Origin of the sequence: Prevotella sp. ICM33 (assembly GCF_000517825.1) — a bacterium.
Taxonomy (GTDB): Bacteria; Bacteroidota; Bacteroidia; order Bacteroidales; family Bacteroidaceae; genus Prevotella; species Prevotella melaninogenica.
In genome coordinates, this window is sequence record NZ_JACD01000007.1 from 210947 (window position 1) to 231912 (window position 20966).

The window sequence follows — 20966 nt, forward strand, 5'->3', positions numbered from 1 at the left end:
TTATTCTTCTAAAAGTTTTGCAGCCATTTCGCGTCCTAAGCGATTGCACTCTTCCTTTATTTCAGGTGTCAGTGCCTGCTTCATCTCTACTGGCTCACCCACTTTTTCAAAGTGGAGATGGTTCTCATTCCATTCGCCAATGGCAGCAACAGCCTTTGAAGCCCAAGAGTAAGAACCAAACCAACCAATAAGATGGTTCTTGATATCGCGATTAGCAACCTCCTGCAAGAGTACATCCATCTCGTGATAGAGTCCTGCATTATAAGTAGGAGCACCAACTATCAAGCCACGGAAGCGGAAGACGTCTTGGAGAATATAGCTGTGGTGTGTCTTAGAAACGTTGTACAAACGAATATTCTTCACACCAGCAAGCGATGCTGAACGTGCAATTTGTTCTGCCATACGCTCTGTATTGCCATACATTGTACCATAGCAAATCACCAAACCAGGCTCAGTTTCATACTTAGACATACGGTCATAAAGTCCGATAACTTTATCAACATACTTGTGCCATACTGGTCCGTGAGTAGAGCAGATATAATCGATATGAATACCCGCAAGCTTCTTCAATGCGTTCTGAACAGGTGTTCCGTACTTTCCAACGATGTTAGAATAGTAGCGAACCATCTCTAACCAACACCAATCAGTATCAATCTCTTGATCGATGAGACCGCCATTTAATGCACCAAAACAACCGAATGCATCGCCTGTAAAGAGGTGGCTGACCTCACCTTTGCAGAGTGTCATCATCGTTTCTGGCCAGTGAACCATTGGAGTCATAAAGAACTGTAGGGTATGATTACCTAAGCTCAACTCCTCACCATTCTTAACCTCTAACGTATTATCCTTGACACCATAGAATCCTGACATCATATCAAAGGTTTTCTTGTTACCGATAACTTGGATATTAGGATAATATTTACGCAGCAAACCTATTGAACCAGAGTGGTCAGGCTCCATGTGGTTGATGACTAAGTAATCAATCTGTCGGTCACCCAACACCTCACGAAGTCTCTCAATAAACTGTGTAAAGAAGTCTACTTCTACTGTATCAATAAGGCAAACCTTCTCATCATCAATGAGATAAGAATTGTAGGTAACACCATAAGGCAGTGGCCATAATCCTTCAAAAAGGTTCTTATTACGATCGTTAACTCCTACGTAATAAACTTTATTGGCAATTTCTATCATTTTATTTTTGAATTTATGTAGTTTCTTTTGTTAGCTTATTGGGCTTATTAGGCCAATTAGGCTTATTAGGCTAATAAGGCTTATTACAAAGCCCCCTCCTTCATTTTCTCACCAAAGTCCTTGCTTACATAGTTGAAGATGTCCTTGCAGCAGTCTGCAGAGAACGCCAAGGCATAGTTGATAAGTTTGTCCCATTGCTCTTCTGTCAGTCCTCTTTCGAGGTCGGCACGAGTGATACCATGTTTCAACATACCGAAGATGAAGCCTGCATTAAAGTTGTCACCAGCTCCGATTGTACTGACAACATTCGTGTCGAGAACTGGATATGACTTCTTCAGTTCCTTACCGCTGCGTACTTCAACAGGCTGACTTCCCTGGGTATAGATAAACTGCTTGCAATAAAAAGAAATCTCCGCATTATATACCTTATCGGCATCTTCTTTTTTATAAATCGTTGCGAAATCCTCCAAACTACCACGTACGATATCCGCATAATCAAGATTTTCTATCAGATTAGGGGTAATCTTAATAACATCATCCTTATGTGCAGGACGGAAGTTAACATCGTAGTAGATGATTGCACCACGTGAACGTGCATAATCAAGTAGTCCTACCACCTGCGGACGAATCACCGGATTCACCGCATAGAAGGAACTAAAAAGCACAATATCATCGGGCTGTATATCAGGGAATGTGAAATCTAATTGAACGTGTGGGTGATCTTTATAGAAGATATACTCAGCGTCATTCTTCTCATTAAGGAAAGCGAGTGATACAGGTGACTTAGAATCAGGGAAGGTTGAAATGTTATCAGCATTCACACCATTGTCCTTCAAGAAGTCGATAATATATTTTCCAACATGATCATTACCCGCCTCAGAGATAAACGATGTGTTGACTCCGCAGCGTCCTAACGACGTAATGGCGTTAAAGGTAGAACCACCCGGAACTGCCTCAACTGGTTTATTATCCTTAAAGATGATGTCTAAGACGGTTTCACCGATACCTATAACTTTCCGCATTTTATTGTGAATTATGTTGTTTCTCGCTTTAGTTGTGCAAATATACAGAAATTTAGGCGGAACACAAAATGAATCGAGTTCTTTTTTCTTTGTCTATTAAAGTCTATTAGTTTTCATTCTTTTTTCTTAATTTTGCACCCTATGACAAGATATCAGACTGCAGTCTTAGAGAATGGACTGCGCATCATAGCCCTTTCAACGACCTCACCAGTGGTCTATTGTGGGTATCAACTCAACGTCGGGACAGCTAACGAACTACCTGACGAGGAGGGTATTGCTCATTTCTGCGAACATGTTACCTTCAAAGGAACTACTCGCCGAACAGCAATTGATGTTATTCAATGTCTTGAGCAAGTAGGAGGCGATCTCAATGCTTTCACCACCAAGACCGATACGGTTTATTATTCAGCTATTCTGAAGGACCATCTTCCGAGGGCGATAGACCTACTGACGGATATTGTTTTTCACAGTATTTATCCACAAAAAGAGATTAACAAGGAGGTAGAAGTTATTTGCGATGAAATCGAGTCTTATAACGATAGCCCAGCAGAGTTGATATATGATGAGTTTGAAAATATCATCTTCCGTGGACATCCTTTAGGACATAGTATCCTTGGTACGGCAGAGCGTGTCAGGAAGTTTACTACCGAGGATGCACTTCGTTTCACTCAGAAGCACTACCAACCGATGAATTCGGTGTTTTTTGCCTATGGTGATGTAGATTTTGATAATCTACTCAGCCTTTTAGAGAAGGAAAATCAATCAAAGGTAAGAATAAAGGATGAAACAGAAAAGCCATTAGAAACCCCACTTCCTGCGCTGAGTGAATACCAGCCACAGACTGTTAAGATTGATAAGCATACTCACCAAGCCCACGTAATGATTGGTAATCGTGCCTATAGCATACATGATAAAAGACGTATGGCACTTTATCTACTTAATAATATCTTAGGTGGACCCGGTATGAGTGCCCGGTTGAATCTTGCACTTCGCGAACGTCGTGGACTCGTTTATACGGTAGAAAGCTCTATGGTGAGCTATTCTTTAACGGGTATTTGGAGCATTTACTTTGGCTGCGACGCAGATGATTTGGACGAATGTATGCGCCTTGTACGTGCAGAACTTGACCATTTCATCGACATTCCATTAACAGATGACGAATTATCTGTAGCTAAACAGCAGATTAAAGGACAGATAGGCATAGCTTGTGACAACCGAGAGAACCTTGCTTTAGACTTCGGTAAAGGTTTTCTTCACTATGGTTGGAAGAAAGATATATCAGCACTTTATCGCAATATTGACGCTATCACTGCTGAAGAGGTGCAAGCTGTTGCACGGGAACTCTTCCCAGAAGAACGACTTACAAAACTGATTTATATATAAACGGAATAACTTTTCCCTTAGCAAAGAATACCTCTGGCACGATTTTCTCTGTAAAAAAGAAAAGGAAACAGACATATAAAAGAAAACAAACATAAATAAAAGCAGGATAATGAAAGCAAACATTGAACACACTGACAAAAAGAGAATCGTTATTGTTGGTGGTGGATTAGGAGGTTTGGAATTGGCCTTCAAATTAGTAGACGATGACTATCAAGTAGTATTAATAGATAAGAATAACTATCACCAGTTCCCTCCATTGATTTATCAGGTGGCTTCGGGTGGTCTTGAACCAAGTAGTATCTCTTTTCCTTTCCGTCGACTCTTCCAAGGTAAAAAGGACTTTTTCTTCCGTATGGCAAAGGTAGAGTCGGTGAATACGGATAAAAAGATAATCAATACGACTGTAGGTGAGATAGATTACGACTATCTTGTAATGGCGTTTGGCGCAAAGACAAATTTCTTTGGTAATAAGGATATCGAAGCAACGACCCTCCCGATGAAATCGGTTAGTGAGGCTATGAGACTTCGTAACACTATTCTGCGTAATCTTGAACTTGCTCTAACAGAAGAAGACCCAGCACGCAAACAAGCTTTAATGAATATTGTCGTTGTTGGTGGTGGTGCTTCAGGTGTAGAGATTGCAGGTGCTGTGGCAGAAATGAAGAAGAACATCATTGCTCGTGATTACCCCGACCTTGACTCTTCACAGATGCATATCTACCTTGTAAATGCTGTTGATCGCTTGCTTTCGGCTATGGACCCAGTATCATCAAAGCGAGCAGAACGTGATTTAAAGGAGTTGCATGTTCATATCCGTCAGCCTCAGTTTGCTACAGAATACAAAGATGGTATTCTGAAAACCAGTGCTGGCTTAGAGATTCCTACACAGACCGTTATCTGGGTGAGTGGAATCTGTGCAAACACCGTCGAGGGTTTTCCTGCAGAGAGTATTGGGCATGCTGGTAGGTTCTTAACTGATCGTTTTTGTCGTGTGAAAGGTGTAAAAGATGTCTATGCTATTGGTGATGTGAGTCTTGTCGAGGGTGATGAGGAATATCCACTCGGTCATCCACAGTTAGCGCAGGTTGCTATGCAGCAAGCAAAGACAGTAGCAAAGAACTTTAAAGCAATGTCGAAAGGGAAAGAACTAAAGCCTTTCAAATACAAAAATCTCGGTGTAATGGCAACTATTGGTCGTAACCATGCCGTAGCCGAAATCTCTGGAAAGAAGTTTGGAGGTTTCCCTGCTTGGGCATTGTGGCTCGTTGTTCACCTTCGCTCTATCCTTGGTGTAAAGAATAAGACGTTTATTCTGCTCAACTGGGTATGGAACTATATTAATTATAAGCAAAGCCTCCGTTTGATTTTGAAGGCAAAATAAATATTCAGTTCCCTACTCTTGAGAACTAAATGTATTCCTTTCCCCTATTGATTCGTAGCTATTCGATCAATAGGGGAAGTTCTTTTTATTCACAAAATAGACTATTATTATATTGTTTATAAGTTATTATTATAACTATTCTTTATTAACCCTTCTTCAGTTCACCCTCTTTCTTATCCTAATTTATCTCTATTCCTCGACTTCTTGTCGTGAAAACAATTTGAAACTACTTCTTTAAAAGGGAAAAACCGGATTCAAAATGACGATTAGATGATGTTAAAGCACAATAGAAGGGCTCAATAGAAAGAATTGTAAGTAATGAATACAAACATAGCAAAGACTATCAGCCGCCTATCCTTTTATCATCTTCTGCCATAGAATCCCTTTTCTTTTTAATACTTCAAAAACATAAAATAGACCATGAAAATTCATTACACAATTTCAAATAAAACATCTGAAAACAAAGACAAAAACCCATGTAAAAAGCAGGTTTGTAACCAACAGGAAATCAATTTGTTATAAAGTAGCAAAGTGAAAGGTGCTTAATTGGACTTCAAAAGGGCGTTACTTAGACCTCAAAAGGGCACCTTTTGCAAGTCAATTAGGCGTCTTTTAGAAGCCAAAAGAGCATGTATTAGTTTTGTACTACACAAAAATAGTTTACAAACACATCTTAATAAGGGAATAAGTTGTTTGTAGGAGACGAATAGACATCGTAGCTATTTCCCCTTTCTACATTTCAGCTTACAGTTTATCCGCCTTTGTAAGACCATCTAATTTGGGGAGACTAATACTATACAAGTGTATAAGACTTTATTCTATTTCCAATATATGACCTTAATAGAAGGACTTTAAGAAGACTTAGGACTCACTTACTTATCTCCTAATAAAACATTTTACCCCCAATCAGTCATTAGTAACTTACCCTTCACAGGCAGTGAACGTTACTAATAATCAATTGGGGGTAATACTGAATCAGGGGCTAATTACTTCTTTACCAGTTTCTTTCCTTTATGGATATATATCCCTTTCACAGGATGATCAACCTTAATACCAGACACGGTATAATAATCATCACGTCCGTTATCAATTACATTAGCAATCCCTGCGGTAATAGGAACTAAAGGTAATGACGGCTGCAAAGTTTTTCCTATAGTAGCAGGAAAAGAGAGATAAGCCTCACCTGCTGGCACAGTATTATTAGATGCCTCTTGAAAAGATTCGCCACGAAGAACATAGTTTCGAACCTCTGACGCACTATTATCCACCTTATTGCCATGCTCTACTACAACCATAGTCCAATACTCCAGAGAAGGAAGGGTAAATGTTACCTTACCATTATTCTGCTTGAAAACAACTTCTTGTGGGGCACCACCAAAACAATCTGGACTTGCTAGCCATATACGTGACACAGAAGTAGCATCATCAAGAACTATCTTCTTATTAAGCAAGACATTAGGCTCTGGCATTGTCTCCTTCAAATCACGAACATTAAAGTTGTCTTTTGACACATTATTATAATTAAGTAACTGGATAGCTATCACGTTTCCTTTCTTAGTACTGTAGGTATTCACGCAATAAGGCTTTGGTCCAATCGTCTGATCTACAGCATCTGCAATACTTGGATTAGGATCAGACAAATCCCATGCAGCCACGTTAACACCATCCATTGTCATGTTAACAGTGGTTTCAGCATTGCCATCTCGCAAGTAGTTTTCATAGGCAACAAGGAAGTCATAATAGTGAATGATTGACTTTTGCAACTTGTCCGACATTTTTCGAGCATCATCAGGGAAGTACTCTGTAAACAACATGTGGTCACCACTCAACTCAATACGAGAACCACCAAGTGCGAAGATAGTAGCATTGCCAAACAACGCACTGCTTGTATGGAACTGACCACCATTTCCATTGCGACAGTGTAGATAAGCAGCAAAGACAGTATTAAAAGTATTCTTGCCATTATTACGACGGTTGTCCTGTATAATCTTACGGTAGTTCCACAGATAATCGTCGCCACCCCACATCTCATTATAGCCGAATTCAACGTTCTTTGTACCAACGATTTTGGAACCTCCGAAGGTTGAAACAGCATTCATAACAAGGCTCTTATTATGATTGTCAGCCTTCATACGATTGATGAAATTGGCAAAGTAGCCTTCAAAGTCATGTGTATCACGGCGGTCACCATCAGTATATACTTTCTGACCATTTACCTTCTTACTCTTCAAGTTGACGTAATAAGCATCACGCTGGTGACCTAACTGATCGATATGAAAACCATCGAAGGCAAGGTTATGATAGACCTTATTGATAGAACCAGAAAGATAGTTAACCCAGTTCTGATTACCTGGATTCATCACGTAAATGCTTGGCCAAGCACCAAGAGGATACTGCACCTGACGAAGATCATAGCCACCACCTTTCTTTTCATGCAAGTCTATCCAACCCCAATCACTACTAATACCGTCATGACCATCAAAGTTATCAACTGTTTCAGGCTTACCATTAACCACTCTTCCGGTCACACCATACACTAAGTCATAGAACATACACTTACTTCCTACGCCATGTAACTGGTTAATGTAGTTCTCTATTGACGACTTATAGACATTACGCAAACCAATATCTTTCCACTTTGTAGAGTCCTGAGGAAATGGTATATGATGCTTCCACTGCCAGTCATAGAACTGAATACCAGTCATATGGTAACGATTAAGCATATCCACTTCCTTCTTAATCTGTTCAGGTGTCTTATCAGAACCATAGTGTGAGACGAAACCATAACGTGGGAAACGTCCCCATTCGGTAGAAACATCCACACCGATTGTAGCAAGAGTCTGCTCTGAAGTACCATTATCAACATAGATCTCAGCCATATATCCGGTGAAATTATCTGCTGGTACTTTCCAGTTCCAACGCTGTTTTCCACCGATTTCATCGGTTTTTACGACTGTATTACCATGTAGATAACGTACCTTCGCATTGGCTGGGAGAACATTCTTTGATGTAAAAACAACTGTGTTTCCAGGCTCATAACGTACCTTATCCGTAGTTAATTCCACTGGATTATAGCGCAAAGTCATATCCTCTCTTACCTTTGAAGCAATCGCCTCAACGGTAGTCCCGGTTGATACACGTAGTGCATTATCAGTATATTGAGGACCATCATCAGCCATACGAAGCTGATAGACAGTATTAGGCGTAGCCTCAATGACAAGTCCCGTACCAACACTTGCTTTCGTGATGGTTTTCAAAGCAACTGAGTTCTGCCCATTATTTTCCTTTGCAATATATGCTTTCAAACCAGAAGCTGAACTGAAATCGACAGCAAAAGGACGTGAGAAGGTAGCGTACTTACTACTCTGTTGATAAGAGAAACTATCCTTTACCTTGCCAGAAACATAGGCTATTCCTTGCAAAACAGACAATGCTGATGGCTTTACATAGAAACCAAAAGCATTAGAAACATCGGCAAAAGTGTTTTGACCAAGGCTTGGACAACTGCTGCCTAAGTAATAAACAGCAGACAAATTACGACATCCATTGAAGGTTCTGTCGTTGAAATTCGTAACGGAGGCTGGTATAACAACTGACTCAAGGGCTGAACATGCATAGAAGGCACCCGTCCCTAAGCTTGTTACAGACCGAGGGATTTGCACCGTCTTCAGGCTCTTACAACCCTCAAAAGACCATTCGCCAATCTCCTTTATACCCTCAGGAAGTTCTAAAGAAGCCAAGCCACTATTCTTAAAAGCATGGTCCTTTATATTCTGAATACCTTTGTTAAACTCTACGTTTGTTAGTTGGAGACAATCTTGAAAAGCCTCACCACCAATCTCCTTCACGCTTGCAGGTAAGACAAGACGTGTCAAAGCGGTACCTGCAAAAGAGCGATACCCAATCTTTTGTAGCGTTCCAGATAAGGTTACGGAAGTTAGATTTGAACAATCCGTGTACTCAAAACCTTGCATCTCGGTGACACGTGAGGCATCCATCACACGTCGTAAGCCCTTACAACCATTGAATGCACTGTAGCCAATAGTACTCACCGAACTTGGGATTGTCACAGCAGTAATAGAGTTGTTACCTTCAAAGGCGTTGTGTTCGATGGCTGTAACGGTATAAACATTCTTGTTGTTGCGAACTTCAGAAGGGATAATAATCTCTCCACTCGCACCCTTTCCGTCTACCAAAGTCACCGACTTGTCAGAGGTTGTCGTGTACTTAAGGTTGTCATACACAAAGTTGTCTGCAAAAGAAAAGGCTGCTGACAACAGTGTTACACACAGAATAAGCAATCTTTTTAATCTCATGGTTTTAATTCTTATTGGTTAAAAAATGAGTCTATATAGACCTGTTTCATTCCTTATATCAAAGCAGAAAGGCATTACCACAGTCTGACTTCTTTCAAGTCAAGCCTTGGCAATGCCTTCATTATAAAAGATATTAATAATTATTCATCCCAAAGAGAATGCTTACCAATACTGATGTCACCATTAGATGTTACTCTCAACGCATCATCAGTCTCATCGTCATCAGAATCAAATGTATTCTTCTTTGACAGTGCAGTTCCTGGATCTACAACGGTATCATCGAAAGATAAGTCCAATAAGTGCTGCTCTATCTTAACAGCAACTTGCTCTGTTGCAGGAGCTATATAGTTACGTTTCATCGTATAATAACTTTTTTACCATTCTTAATATATACACCCTTCTCAGTAGGATTGATAACCCTTACACCAGAGAGAGTATAATAAACATTCTCTTCATCAGCCTTCTTGTTCTCAACGCTGTCAATACCGGTTGTATTGTTTTCTTCATTGAGAGCGAAAGAAAGGTAAATACCCTTAGCACCAAAGCTTGTGTCACCATCATTGGTTTCATGAACATAAGCACGACCACTCTTAATAGTTCCATTGCTAACTAAGTGAAGCTTATAATCTGGCTGTAAAACCCAGTTGCTCTTACCATCAGACTCGGTCTGAACAAGTGTTGTATCCTCACGTACACCGATAACACGATTACCAGTATAAAGACCTGGATCAGTCTCTGCAATCTGATAAGTATAAGTTCTTCCAACCTCACCTTTGAGGAGAACACCTTCATTAGCAGCTGTTGAAGTAACCTTAATCATCTTCAAAATCTTCTGAACCTTAGTTGGCTGTGTCACTCTATAAGTGCTTGGGCCAACATATGCCTCCAACGCTTCATGACCATTCTTTGCTACGAAAGAAACAGGGAAATCATGGTCGAAACTTGCATACTTCGTAGCGAGTGTCTGCTCGTAAGTATCCTTAGGACTATAAGCATTCCAAGCTGCATTTGCCTGATAAGCTGAAAGCTTGCTTGGTTTTACATATACACCAGCAGTTGTTGGGAAAGCATTAGCACCCAATGTTGCAGGAGAAGCAGCCAAGATATTTACATACTTCAGACTTGAACAACCATCGAAAGCGTTAGCCTTTATCTCTGTTACAGTAGATGGAAGAGTGATGAAAGGCAGACTTGTACAACCAGCAAACATGCTTTCTGCCACATAAGTCAATGGCTGAGTAGCTGAAGAAGTAGCTGGGAATTCAACATACTTCAAGCTTGTACAGTTCATGAAAGCCTCTTTACCGATAGTCATATCACCCTTGAGGTGAACACAAGTAAGTCCACTCTCTCGGAAAGCATCAGCACCAAGTGTCTTAACAGAACCCTTGAAGAAGAACTTCTTCAATGCACGAGTATACCAGAAAGCACCGTCACCGATAGTTTCAACCTTAGTACCATAGTCTACTGTAGCTAAGTTTATACAGGTACGGAAAGCCTGTGCGTCAATTGTCTTAAGCTCTGCTGGCAACTTAATAGTAGTCAAAGCAGTACACTGATTGAATGCATTTTCACCAATCTTAGTGATGTTATCCCATGCACCAGGCTGACCAGGAATACCCTTGATAGTTGTTAGTTGGCCACAAGCCCAGAATGTTCTTGCAGGAATTTCAGTTACAGCTGCAGGCCATTCAACAGATGTTAAAGGTGTCCCCCAGAACACACCTGTGTCCATCTTCTTGATTTTTGAGAGGTCAACAGACGTCAAAGCAGCACAGTCATAGAAGCATTCATCGCCTAACTCCTCTACAGATTGAGGAATTTGAGACCATGTGATTTTATCGCAATTATAGAACGCGCTGTTGTTTAAACGCTTTGGATTATAACCGTTCCAATTGATAGTAGCTAAGTTCTTACATTCCTTGAAGGTGAAACTTGGCAAGTTTCTTGAAGCATAACTACTTGGGAATGTGAAAGAGGTAAATGATTCGCAACCTTCAAACACACCACCTTCTATAGAATTAGCAGCATCATCGCCTAAGTAAGTTACTGAATTAGGAAGCGCGATAGATGCCAACTTCTTACAGTTTAAGAATGCATGTGAGTCAATCTCCTTCAACTGAGAAGTACCATCAGTAGCACCCTCAATGACAAATTCAGTCATGTTCTCACATTGATCAAAACAACGTGACTCGATGTGCTGGACTGTCTTTGGGATTGTAATCTTGGTAATCTGGCTTGTTACATTAGTATCTGCTGCACGGAAAAGGTTAGCACGAAGCATGATTACCTTATAGGTTGCACTACCTTCTAAATGTCCATTATAAGTAACAGCAGCTGTTACTGTTTCAGGAATAGTAATCTCTCCTACCTTACGAATGGCATTAAACTGCGCATCAGCCAAAGCTTCGTCCTTCTTCGCATCAGTACCCAAATCAGTCTTAGTAGTCCAACCACAGAACTCAACAGTGTTGTCCTGTGAGGAAACACCCGCGAAATTCTGGATACTAAACAGCATACCATTGTACACAAACAGGTTGGCTCTTCGCTCATCATCTGTTGGTTGAGAGTCGGCAAAGCATCCTAACGAGATGAATGCTAACAATAACAAAAGTAATTTTCGTTTCATTTTTTTATTAATAATTAATTTGGTTCATACTATTCAATAGTTCGTACTATATTTTAAGTCTTCTAATTCACACCTTATTATAAGTGGACTACTTGGTTAATTGTGTCGGACTAAGAATTATCCTCTCAATCTTTGTCTTTTCGACATCCCTTAACGCACTCCTTTCTCCGCCTTATTATCCAAAACAAAAGTTATTTTTAGTTTCAAACATCAAACAGAAAAACTGATGCAAAGATATACAAATAAAGTGCTCAATAAACTAATAAAACAAAAAATACAAGTTATTAAAAATAGAATTCATTAATAATCAATAAGTTATAATTTCATCATATACACTACAATACAAACAAAATATAAAGCAAAACAGAACTTTGTCAAATAAAAATCAACCATTAACAATACAGTTATAAAATAATAATTAATTTTATCAATAAGACCTTATTTTTCGATAAAATCGGGATTTTTACAACAAAAATATTCTCAAATTGACCAAAAACTACATATTCTTTGTCATATCCAATACACTTCTTCCGTTACCGATATGAATACTTTTCGTATAGTATTAACCCCAATCGGTCGATAAACCATTATATATATAATTCTTGCTGCAGTAGGGTTTCCGATTTAAATTTGACGGAAAAGCCAAAGTTATTCATTAAACAAAAACATGGATAAGACCGTCAACAGGCTATTCTATTATCACCCCTCAGAATAGAAAACCTTTTCATTTTAAAACATCAAAAGCCCGGATAAGGCGTTGAAAAATCATGACAAAAATTCGAATAAATTATCTATAAACAAGGAGAAAAATACATATAAAAGGCAATCTTATAACCAACAGAAAATCAATTAGTTATAAATCAGCATAAGAATAAGGTGCTTAATTGGACTTCAAAAGGGCGTTAGTAAGAGTCTTAAAGGGCACCTTTTGCAAGCCAATTAGGCGTCTTTTAGAAGCCAAAAGAGCATGTATTGGTTTTGAGTCTCACGAAAATAGTTTACAAAATATCAATTAATAAGGGAATAAGCTGTTTGTAGAAGTTGGGAAAACATGCTTATGAGTAGACATATAATGGCTTCTCACAACAGAAAAGTGAAGAAAAGAAACGTGCGACAAACCAACAAACAAGATGCTGGAATGTCGCACGATGACGATTCTTCGATTTATAAATTAGGGAAAAGGAAATGGTTTCAACTTATAGTTTTTGTACCATTTCATCGAATTTATCAGGGTCAATAGACTTCAAACGCACACGAGAACGGTAAGCATAGACCGTTGCTTTTGAGCAGCGAAGGAAGGAACAGATAAGCTCATTCTCACTTACACCGAGGCGAATGAGTGCAAAGATGCGAAGATCAGTAGAGAGATGCCCTGCTTGTTTAGGAATAATCCTCTCTTCTGGTTTGAGTAATGCGTTGAAATCTTCTACAAAGTTAGGGAAAAGACCAAGGAAGGTTTCATCAAAACTTGAATAGAAAGAATCCAACTCACGGTCGATTACCTCCTGTGACTTCAATGTGTTCAGCAGTTCTGTGCGCTTATTGGCTGTAACAAGACGATAAATCTGTTTACGATAGCTATCGAGTTTGTCGATGTAAGCCGAACACTCACTGAGGAAGCGAGTGATGTATTCATCCTTAATATTATTTGATTCTTTCAGCAATTCGTTTGTGTTAGAAAGGCGCGCACGAATAGCATGCAACTCTACAACACGACGACGCGTATAGACAATCATAACCAACAAGAAGATAGACATAAGACTTATCAACACAAGAGCGGCTGTAAGTTTGAGTGTACGACTCTTAGTTTCACGCTCATGCGACTTTTCTATTGCAGGCCAAACGTCAGCCATAGCAATTGTACGCTGACGTGCATTACAGAATACGGCATCGTTCATAGCGTGGTCCATATAGGCATAAGCGCGTTTTGTATCACCCTCTTCAAAAAGGATCATAGCCAATTGCTGCAGGGCAAGGTATTCCTTTACCGAGTTGCGTATATCAGAGATAGCAGCTGCAATAAGGTATTGCTTTTGAGCCTCCACATTCTTCTCCCTACCATAAATATCAGCAAGCGAGATTGACACAAATGCTGTTTGGCGGTCACCAGGTTTCAAGTGGTGATAGGCATCAAGGAGAATTTTCTTTGCTTGTTCATACTGTTGGCGATTAACAAGCTGTTCAGCACGTGACCAAATGTCGGGAGATTGGTTATTATCTACGACAGAATCGTTACAAAGTTTCTCCATTTGCTTGTATTGCTTCCTCTGCGAAGGGATTAAAGCGGCATCAGCAAGTGTACGATAGAGCGTCTTTCGCGTTGAGAAATAATAGAAAGACAAGTCTTGGTTTATCTCACTTCGAGGAATGGAGTTAATAATATCGCTTGCCTCCTTGAGTTCTCCACCCCTTATCAGGAGGTAGGCAAGATTAAGTTTTGCATCATTTACCTTACTCTGATTGCCCATTGCCTTTGCTATTTTCTGCTTTTCCATAGCATAGACAATAGCAGAGTCCACAGAATAAGATGTGTAAAGATTGAATAGCTTGTCGGATAATTCGCAACGAGCCTTCAAGGTCTTAGCGGCATGAAGTTGCTTCTTTACACTGCGTATAACATCTTCATATTGTTTGTCATACTGGGATGACATGGCTATCTCATGGTCGAGATCGTCAAGTGTTGGTATTTGGGTCTGTGCATTAATAAGTAATGGTGTACATAAAATTACACAGATGATTGCAATTCTTTTCATTTGCTTCATTCTTATTTGGGGACATGAAATCATCTCTTATGTAACGTTACAATTAATGGTTTTAGTATGTAGTAATGTAAGTAAGTAAGACGCTTCGTGTAAGAGATAGAATGTCCGCAGAGAAACGTAGCCATCTTTCAAAGGATATAACCCTTTGATTTTCTGAGTAATCACGCTTCTCTGCGGCACTTCTATCTTATATTATATTGCCATCGGTTAATACCGAAAAACATTAATGGCTTAAAGTGCTTTCAAGCTGATGGCAAAACCACCTCCACGAACCTGCTGAAGCTTGAGAACATCACCCTTCTTGACAGTGCGCTTAGTAATGGTGTAAGCCTTTGGATTCTTCTCGTAATCAGCATCCTTAGCATCTGCGTAGATGGTTGCCTCATACTTACGACCCTTATCAAGGAAGTCGAGTTTGAGAACACTAAGGTGTGGTGCAAGACCTGTCTTTCCTCCTACGAACCAGTTGTTAGTGCCTTTTGCCTTACGAGCAACTGTGATATAACGTGCTGGCTCTGCCTCAAGATAACGGCTATCATCCCAGTCGCAAGCAACATCCTTAATAAACTGGAAGGCATCGTTATACTTCTGATAGTTTTCAGGAAGGTCGGCAGCCATCTGAAGTGGACTATACATCGTTAAATAAAGTGCAAGCTGACCCACGAGAGTTGTGTGTACATAGCTCTTATTATCACACCATGTTGAGAGCTGAGTCTCAAGAATACCAGGGGTATAATCCATTGGTCCGCCCTGAAGACGAGTAAATGGAAGGATAACAGTGTGGTTAGGATCACTACCACCGAATGCTTCATACTCTGTTCCACGTGCTGACTCGTTACCGACAAGGTTAGGCCATGTACGACAAAGACCTGTTGGACGAGTAGCTTCATGTCCATTCACCATAATGTGATGCTTAGCAGCTTCCTTTATAACATGGAGATAATGGTTGTTCATTGACTGTGAATAGTGGTGGTCACCACGTGGAATAATGTCACCCACATAACCAGTCTTCACAGCGTCATAACCATACTTATTCATCAAATTAAAGGCATCTTCCATGTGACGCTCATAGTTCTGTGTACTTGAAGAAGTCTCATGATGCATCATCAACTTAACACCCTTAGAGTGTGCATACTCATTCAAGCCTTTCAAATCAAAGTCTGGATAAGGAGTAACGAAATCGAATACATAGTCTTTCCAGTGACCAAACCAGTCTTCCCAACCGATGTTCCAACCTTCTACCAACACTTGATCTAAGCCGTTAGCAGCAGCAAAGTCGATGTATTTCTTCACATTTGCGGTGTTAGCAGGGTGATGTCCGTTAGGCTTTGCATGGGCATAATCAGTCTGACCAAGCTTCACTGAACTAAATTCATCAGTATAAGCCCAAGACTTACCACCTGCAATCATCTCCCACCAAACGCCACAGTACTTGGTTGGATGAATCCATGACGTGTCTTCAATCTTACAAGGTTCGTTAAGATTGAGGATGAGGTTATTAGCAAGCATATCACGTGCATCATCGCTAACCATCACCGTACGCCAAGGAGTTTCGCAAGGAGTCTGCATGAATCCCTTCAAACCAGTAGCGTCAGGAGTAAGCCATGACTCGAAGGTCATTGTTTTGTCGTCGAGATTCAAGTGCATTGTAGCATAGTTTGCACATGCTGCCTCATGAATATTAATGTACAAGCCATCATTAGACTTCATCTGTAAAGAGGTCTGAACACCCGTGTCTGAGAATACAGAAACAGATGAGTTGTCCCAGTTTACAGCATCGTGGAAACGCTTACGGATTTCAGAAAGCTTTGATTCCTGTGTCTCCTGCTCCTGTGTATCATAGTCTCCAGGAAGCCACCAAGCTGTATGATCGCCAGCCATAGCAAACTGTGTATGCTCATCCTTTATAACAAAGTAGTTCAGTTCTGGCTGTTGTGGGAATTCGTAACGAAGACCCATTCCATCGTCATAAACACGGAAACGGATAACAATGTTACGCTTGCTGCTTGGCTGATTGAGGTCTACTTCCAACTCATTGTAGTGGTTACGAATAGTAGCAGTCTCACCCCAAACAGGCTTCCAAGTCTCATCGAAAGTTGTAGTCTTGGTAGCTGTCTTCTCGAAACCATCCATAAGACTGGTTTCGTTCATGCCCTTGCTGGCATGTTTGTTCTTAGCTAATTCCAAACCTAAGTGCGAAGGCTTTACAACAGCCTTACCCTTATAAGTCATCTCATAAGTAGGCACTCCATTCCCTGTTAATGAGAAAGTAACTGCAACATTACCGTTAGGAGACTTTACAGTCTGCGCATTCGCAATGCTTGCCCACCCCATTAGTAGCCCAATAAGGGCAATATTGGTTTTCTTCATTGTTTTGTTAAAGTATAAAAATGATTATAATTTCTATTTAAAGATTGTAAGAGTAATTATTTGATTTTATGCAAAGATAGTAAAAAAGAGTTGAAGTAACTACCGATAGTAGTACTCAAGTAGATAAAGCTATGTTGTTATTAATTATAAATAACTAATTATCAATATTTTAAATAATAATAATAATTTATTGAAGTAGATGTCCTCTATTTACAAGTAAAGTATTATCTTTGTACTCATTAGTATTTAAACGATGAAAAGAAGCTTATTATATATACTCTTCTTGCTACTGCCAACGACATTATCTGCTGGTAGTAAGACACAACAGCTACGACAAAAGTTAGACAATTTGTTGGAGCAACGCAATGCACTTATCGATAATAAGAATAAAGATATCAACCGACTAAAGAAGAATCTCACAACCAGCGAGAATACGCTTAAACGTCTACAGACCTACGAACAGCTATTTGAAGAATACTATGTCTTCCAATTTGACTCTGCAATGACATACCTAAACAAAGGTATCAAACTTGCAAAAGAGACGCAGAACACCTACTATTACAATAGTAATACCATCAGTAAGGCAGAGCTATTATCCATTGGTGGCTTATATAATGAGGCTATTCATGAAATAGAACAGGTGGACACAACCGTTCTTGACAAGGCACAACACTTTGAATATTACTTCTCTCTCTTCCGTATTCACACCTATTGGGCAGACTTCTGTAACGATAAGACCTATACACCAATACACCGATTAAAGGCGCAAGAGTATCTTAAGAAGGCTATGCCTTTTTGCGATGAAACCGATAAAACTTACGAGTATTACCTCGGTGAATACGCTGTTTTTGTATTGAATAATCCACAAGCAGCACGTGCCCATTACATCAAAGCCATAAAGCAATTACCCCAAAATTCCCGATTCTATGCCATGTCGTGCTTTGCTCTCTCTGGTAGTTACGGCAACGAGGGAAATACAGAAAAGCAAGAAGAGTTCCTTTTATTGTCGAGTATTGCAGATATAGAGAACTGTACGATGGAGAACTTTGCCCTCCAAAACCTTGCAATGTACATCTTTGAACACAACAAAGATGAGCTTGACCTTGCACAACAATATATTCAGACAGCACTCGAGGATGCTCATTTCTATAATAACAGACTCCGCATCATTGAGATATCAAGTAAGCTACCAGTGATTGTAAGTAGCTATCAGCAGACGCTTAACCAGCGCAACAAAGTGCAGATGACAGCCATCATCGTTATCTCGCTACTTCTACTCTTCCTGCTGTCTGCAGTCTTTTATATCGTTAAACAGACCAAACGCCTTAGTCTTCAGCAACAGGAATTGCAAAAGAATAACAACCAACTCTCTGAACTGAACAGACAACAAAAAGAGTTGAATACGCAGCTACACGGCCTTAATGCGTTACTTGTTGATACCAACAGCAAACGCGAGAGATTAGCAAAATTGTATATTGACCTTTGTGCAAAGTATATTGCCCGACTCAAGAAACAACAGACATTGGTTAAAAGAAAGATTAAAGCCAATCAAACCACTGAATTGCTTAGTCAGCTTTCATCAGAACGATTATCTGAAGAAGACGCTGCTACATTCCTCTCTCGCTTTGATAAAGCGTTCCTCGATCTCTATCCAGACTTTACTGAGGACTTAAACAGCCTACTCTTACCAGAAGGGCAGATTCAGAACAAAAGCACCGATGAACTCACAACAGAACAGCGCATTATGGCACTCATCCGATTAGGTGTAAAGGAAAGTGCCGAGATTGCCGACCTGCTGTTCTACTCTCCACAGACCATCTATAACTATCGCTCTGTCCTAAAGGGGAAAGCCATTAACAAAGAAACCTTCGAGGAAGAAGTGATGAAGCTCTGTCGAGTAATTGGTAAATCGACCTCCACACAATTTAAACCCGAATAGGTTATTAGACCACAATACATATTGTTTTTATAACTATAGCATTGTTTCCTAATATTTTTTATTTTCTTATCAATCACCTTATCTGCCTTTTTAACTTAACGTAGCCCGCTACGCCTACGCCCAAAAGACAGCCAATCTGATCGATAATAAAACAAAAAATGTTTAGGCTCTAATAACCGACTCGGGTTTAAATAAGCGTTAACAAAAGCGTTTGTTATGTCAAAAACATTAACTTATCAAGTTAAAAACACCAAACATTCAATATCATAAAATAAAATTATCTCTTAATAAAAATAAGAGTGTTATTTTTGTAGACATGAATTAAACCGCTTAGTAATAATAGATTAATATTCACCAAATAAGCTAATTTGAAAGCTATGAAAACAAAAGGAATCAAGTCTATGGTTGCCCTCTTGCTTGGCGCAACACTCATGAGTTCATGTGTAGGTTCATTTGCTTTATTCAACAAACTTGCAAAGTGGAACAAGCACGCTACAAAGTCTAAGTTTCTCAATGAGATTATCTTCCTCGTAATTTCTCCTGCCTACGCTTTCTGTGGTGCTGCAGATGTACTCGTACTCAACAGTATTGAGTTCTGGACAGGTGATAACCCTGTAGCTAACCGCGTTGGTAAGACTCGCAACATCAAGGGTGACGATGGTTTGATTTATGCTGTAAAGTATCTCGAGAATGGTTACCAGATTACAAAGCCAGATGGTAGCGTATTCTACTTCACTTATAACAAGCAGGAGAACACATGGTACATGAATGCTGAGGGTAAGGAGCAGAAGATTATTCACTTCAATGGTGATGGTTCTGTAAAAGCATTCCTCAACAATGGTTTGACTGCAGACGTTACACTTGATGCAAATGGTGTATACGAGGTTCGCCAGATGCAGGCTGGTACAAGCTTCTTCATGGCAAGAAGATAAGATTCATTCTTGCTACATTGCAATATCAAATAGGGGCACAGACGTGTCCCTATTTTTGTTTCTATAAGGAGTTTCAGCAGTCATATAAAGCGTTTTATGCAGTCTTGATAAGCATCACCCACTGACCAATCATTAGTGGTTTCTATGGAAATATACGACGAGAAAGCATCAATATTCTCATCGTCACCATTCGTGCTAACGCTCCGCACCAATGGTGCGGAGGCTTAGCACACATCGTGCGGAGCATGAACACCAATAGTGCGAAAGCCTAAACACACTCCTATTTATTCTTATAATAAACGCTACATACCATAAGAAAAGAGCCATATAATCAAAGAGAAGTATTCACTACATGATAAAGACGATTCATCCCTACCCTACATAAAAAGGGCTTGCACAAGGTATAAACCCTTGACAAGCCCTTTTATATTAATGTTTTGTTTACAGATTCTTCTTACTTCAACTTCAAGTCGTAGTTCATATCCTTTGTATTTACTGCTGGCTCCTCGAAGTCAGAGTTAACAAGACGAAGTGTAGAATCGTTTACTACGAGGAAGTTGGTCTTGTTGTCCTTACCCAACTCGAACTGGTAGTAAGTATTCTTCTTACCCTTAACGTCCTTCTCTACAACCTGATATTTACCTGTATAGTTGTAAACAGTATCAGTCTCAGAAGCAGACTTCATGTAAGACTCAGATACGCTGAAACCATTTGATGAATCCTTTGCCAAAGCAACACGATACTTGATACCAGCAACATCAGCTGCAGGTGTCAAACCTTCGTAAACAGCAGAGTCGCCAGCAGCAGCTGAATCCTGAACTGCAGAATCTGCACCCTCGTTGTTTGCAGTAGTCTTGCCATTGTTACAAGCTACCATAGCTGCACAAGCAGCTACCAAAAACATAATCTTTTTCATAATCATTTTAGTTTTATATTGTAAACTCTATTTTAACTCTCGCGGTGCAAAGATATTGTATTTAGAATTAAAAACAAGAATGTTTTAACCTTTATTTATCTTTATCGTACAAGTTTTATTTTATT

The 20966-nt window shown here is 39.7% G+C and carries 12 protein-coding genes; 4 read left to right on the forward strand and 8 right to left on the reverse strand.

Features of this window, described 5'->3' with window-relative positions:
- Together HMPREF1505_RS02135 and HMPREF1505_RS02140 are read right to left on the reverse strand one after the other, a co-directional pair.
- The gene (locus tag HMPREF1505_RS02135) at positions 1-1191 is read right to left on the reverse strand and encodes an FprA family A-type flavoprotein (protein WP_036921771.1); all 1191 of its coding nucleotides are present in this window, start codon (positions 1189-1191) and stop codon (positions 1-3) included.
- Positions 1192-1274: 83 nt separating this feature from the next.
- Positions 1275-2213, reverse strand: a complete 939-nt coding sequence (locus tag HMPREF1505_RS02140) for a carbohydrate kinase (RefSeq protein ID WP_036921774.1) — start codon at positions 2211-2213, stop codon at positions 1275-1277.
- Between the two features lie 141 nt (positions 2214-2354).
- Between HMPREF1505_RS02140 and HMPREF1505_RS02145 the strand changes: the two genes are divergently transcribed.
- Entirely contained in the window at positions 2355-3596 is a 1242-nt protein-coding gene (locus tag HMPREF1505_RS02145) for a pitrilysin family protein (RefSeq protein ID WP_036921986.1), read from the forward strand.
- Positions 3597-3705: 109 nt separating this feature from the next.
- Positions 3706-4977: an NAD(P)/FAD-dependent oxidoreductase gene (locus tag HMPREF1505_RS02150; RefSeq protein WP_036921777.1), complete on the forward strand. Its 1272-nt coding sequence runs from the start codon at positions 3706-3708 to the stop codon at positions 4975-4977.
- Positions 4978-5963: 986 nt separating this feature from the next.
- Here HMPREF1505_RS02150 and HMPREF1505_RS02155 read toward each other — a convergent pair.
- The 5 genes from HMPREF1505_RS02155 to HMPREF1505_RS02175 form a co-directional block, all read right to left on the reverse strand.
- On the reverse strand, positions 5964-9293 hold the full coding sequence (locus tag HMPREF1505_RS02155; RefSeq protein ID WP_036921782.1) for a glycoside hydrolase family 66 protein: 3330 nt from the start codon (positions 9291-9293) through the stop codon (positions 5964-5966).
- A 140-nt stretch (positions 9294-9433) separates the two neighbouring features.
- The gene (locus HMPREF1505_RS02160; RefSeq protein WP_036921785.1) at positions 9434-9652 is read right to left on the reverse strand and encodes a hypothetical protein; all 219 of its coding nucleotides are present in this window, start codon (positions 9650-9652) and stop codon (positions 9434-9436) included.
- Positions 9649-11922, reverse strand: a complete 2274-nt coding sequence (locus HMPREF1505_RS02165; RefSeq protein ID WP_036921790.1) for a leucine-rich repeat domain-containing protein — start codon at positions 11920-11922, stop codon at positions 9649-9651. The genes HMPREF1505_RS02160 and HMPREF1505_RS02165 overlap by 4 nt, the downstream gene beginning before the upstream one ends.
- Positions 11923-13118: 1196 nt before the next feature.
- Positions 13119-14675, reverse strand: a complete 1557-nt coding sequence (locus HMPREF1505_RS02170; RefSeq protein WP_036921990.1) for a DUF6377 domain-containing protein — start codon at positions 14673-14675, stop codon at positions 13119-13121.
- Between the two features lie 240 nt (positions 14676-14915).
- Positions 14916-17054 (reverse strand): glycoside hydrolase family 97 protein, encoded by a 2139-nt coding sequence (locus tag HMPREF1505_RS02175; protein WP_036921792.1) that lies wholly within the window; start codon positions 17052-17054, stop codon positions 14916-14918.
- Between the two features lie 253 nt (positions 17055-17307).
- On the opposite strand from HMPREF1505_RS02175, the gene HMPREF1505_RS02180 reads away from it, so the two are divergent.
- Positions 17308-18993 (forward strand): DUF6377 domain-containing protein, encoded by a 1686-nt coding sequence (locus HMPREF1505_RS02180; protein ID WP_036921797.1) that lies wholly within the window; start codon positions 17308-17310, stop codon positions 18991-18993.
- A 377-nt stretch (positions 18994-19370) separates the two neighbouring features.
- Positions 19371-19925 (forward strand): DUF3332 domain-containing protein, encoded by a 555-nt coding sequence (locus HMPREF1505_RS02185; RefSeq protein ID WP_036921800.1) that lies wholly within the window; start codon positions 19371-19373, stop codon positions 19923-19925.
- A gap of 454 nt (positions 19926-20379) precedes the next feature.
- Here the strand turns inward: HMPREF1505_RS02185 and HMPREF1505_RS02190 are convergent, their stop codons facing one another.
- Positions 20380-20841: a copper resistance protein NlpE N-terminal domain-containing protein gene (locus tag HMPREF1505_RS02190; protein WP_036921994.1), complete on the reverse strand. Its 462-nt coding sequence runs from the start codon at positions 20839-20841 to the stop codon at positions 20380-20382.
- Between the last annotated feature and the right edge of the window lie 125 nt (positions 20842-20966).

Excerpts from the sequence above, each read along its gene's own strand:
- HMPREF1505_RS02135 (WP_036921771.1), bottom strand. The coding sequence starts at position 1,191 with ATGATAGAAATTGCCAATAAAGTTTATTACGTAGGAGTTAACGATCGT.
- HMPREF1505_RS02160 (WP_036921785.1), bottom strand. The coding sequence starts at position 9,652 with ATGAAACGTAACTATATAGCTCCTGCAACAGAGCAAGTTGCTGTTAAG.
- HMPREF1505_RS02165 (WP_036921790.1), bottom strand. The coding sequence starts at position 11,922 with ATGAAACGAAAATTACTTTTGTTATTGTTAGCATTCATCTCGTTAGGA.
- HMPREF1505_RS02180 (WP_036921797.1), top strand. The coding sequence starts at position 17,308 with ATGAAAAGAAGCTTATTATATATACTCTTCTTGCTACTGCCAACGACA.
- HMPREF1505_RS02145 (WP_036921986.1), top strand. The coding sequence starts at position 2,355 with ATGACAAGATATCAGACTGCAGTCTTAGAGAATGGACTGCGCATCATA.
- HMPREF1505_RS02150 (WP_036921777.1), top strand. The coding sequence starts at position 3,706 with ATGAAAGCAAACATTGAACACACTGACAAAAAGAGAATCGTTATTGTT.
- HMPREF1505_RS02175 (WP_036921792.1), bottom strand. The coding sequence starts at position 17,054 with ATGAAGAAAACCAATATTGCCCTTATTGGGCTACTAATGGGGTGGGCA.
- HMPREF1505_RS02190 (WP_036921994.1), bottom strand. The coding sequence starts at position 20,841 with ATGAAAAAGATTATGTTTTTGGTAGCTGCTTGTGCAGCTATGGTAGCT.
- HMPREF1505_RS02185 (WP_036921800.1), top strand. The coding sequence starts at position 19,371 with ATGAAAACAAAAGGAATCAAGTCTATGGTTGCCCTCTTGCTTGGCGCA.
- HMPREF1505_RS02170 (WP_036921990.1), bottom strand. The coding sequence starts at position 14,675 with ATGAAAAGAATTGCAATCATCTGTGTAATTTTATGTACACCATTACTT.
- HMPREF1505_RS02155 (WP_036921782.1), bottom strand. The coding sequence starts at position 9,293 with ATGAGATTAAAAAGATTGCTTATTCTGTGTGTAACACTGTTGTCAGCA.
- HMPREF1505_RS02140 (WP_036921774.1), bottom strand. The coding sequence starts at position 2,213 with ATGCGGAAAGTTATAGGTATCGGTGAAACCGTCTTAGACATCATCTTT.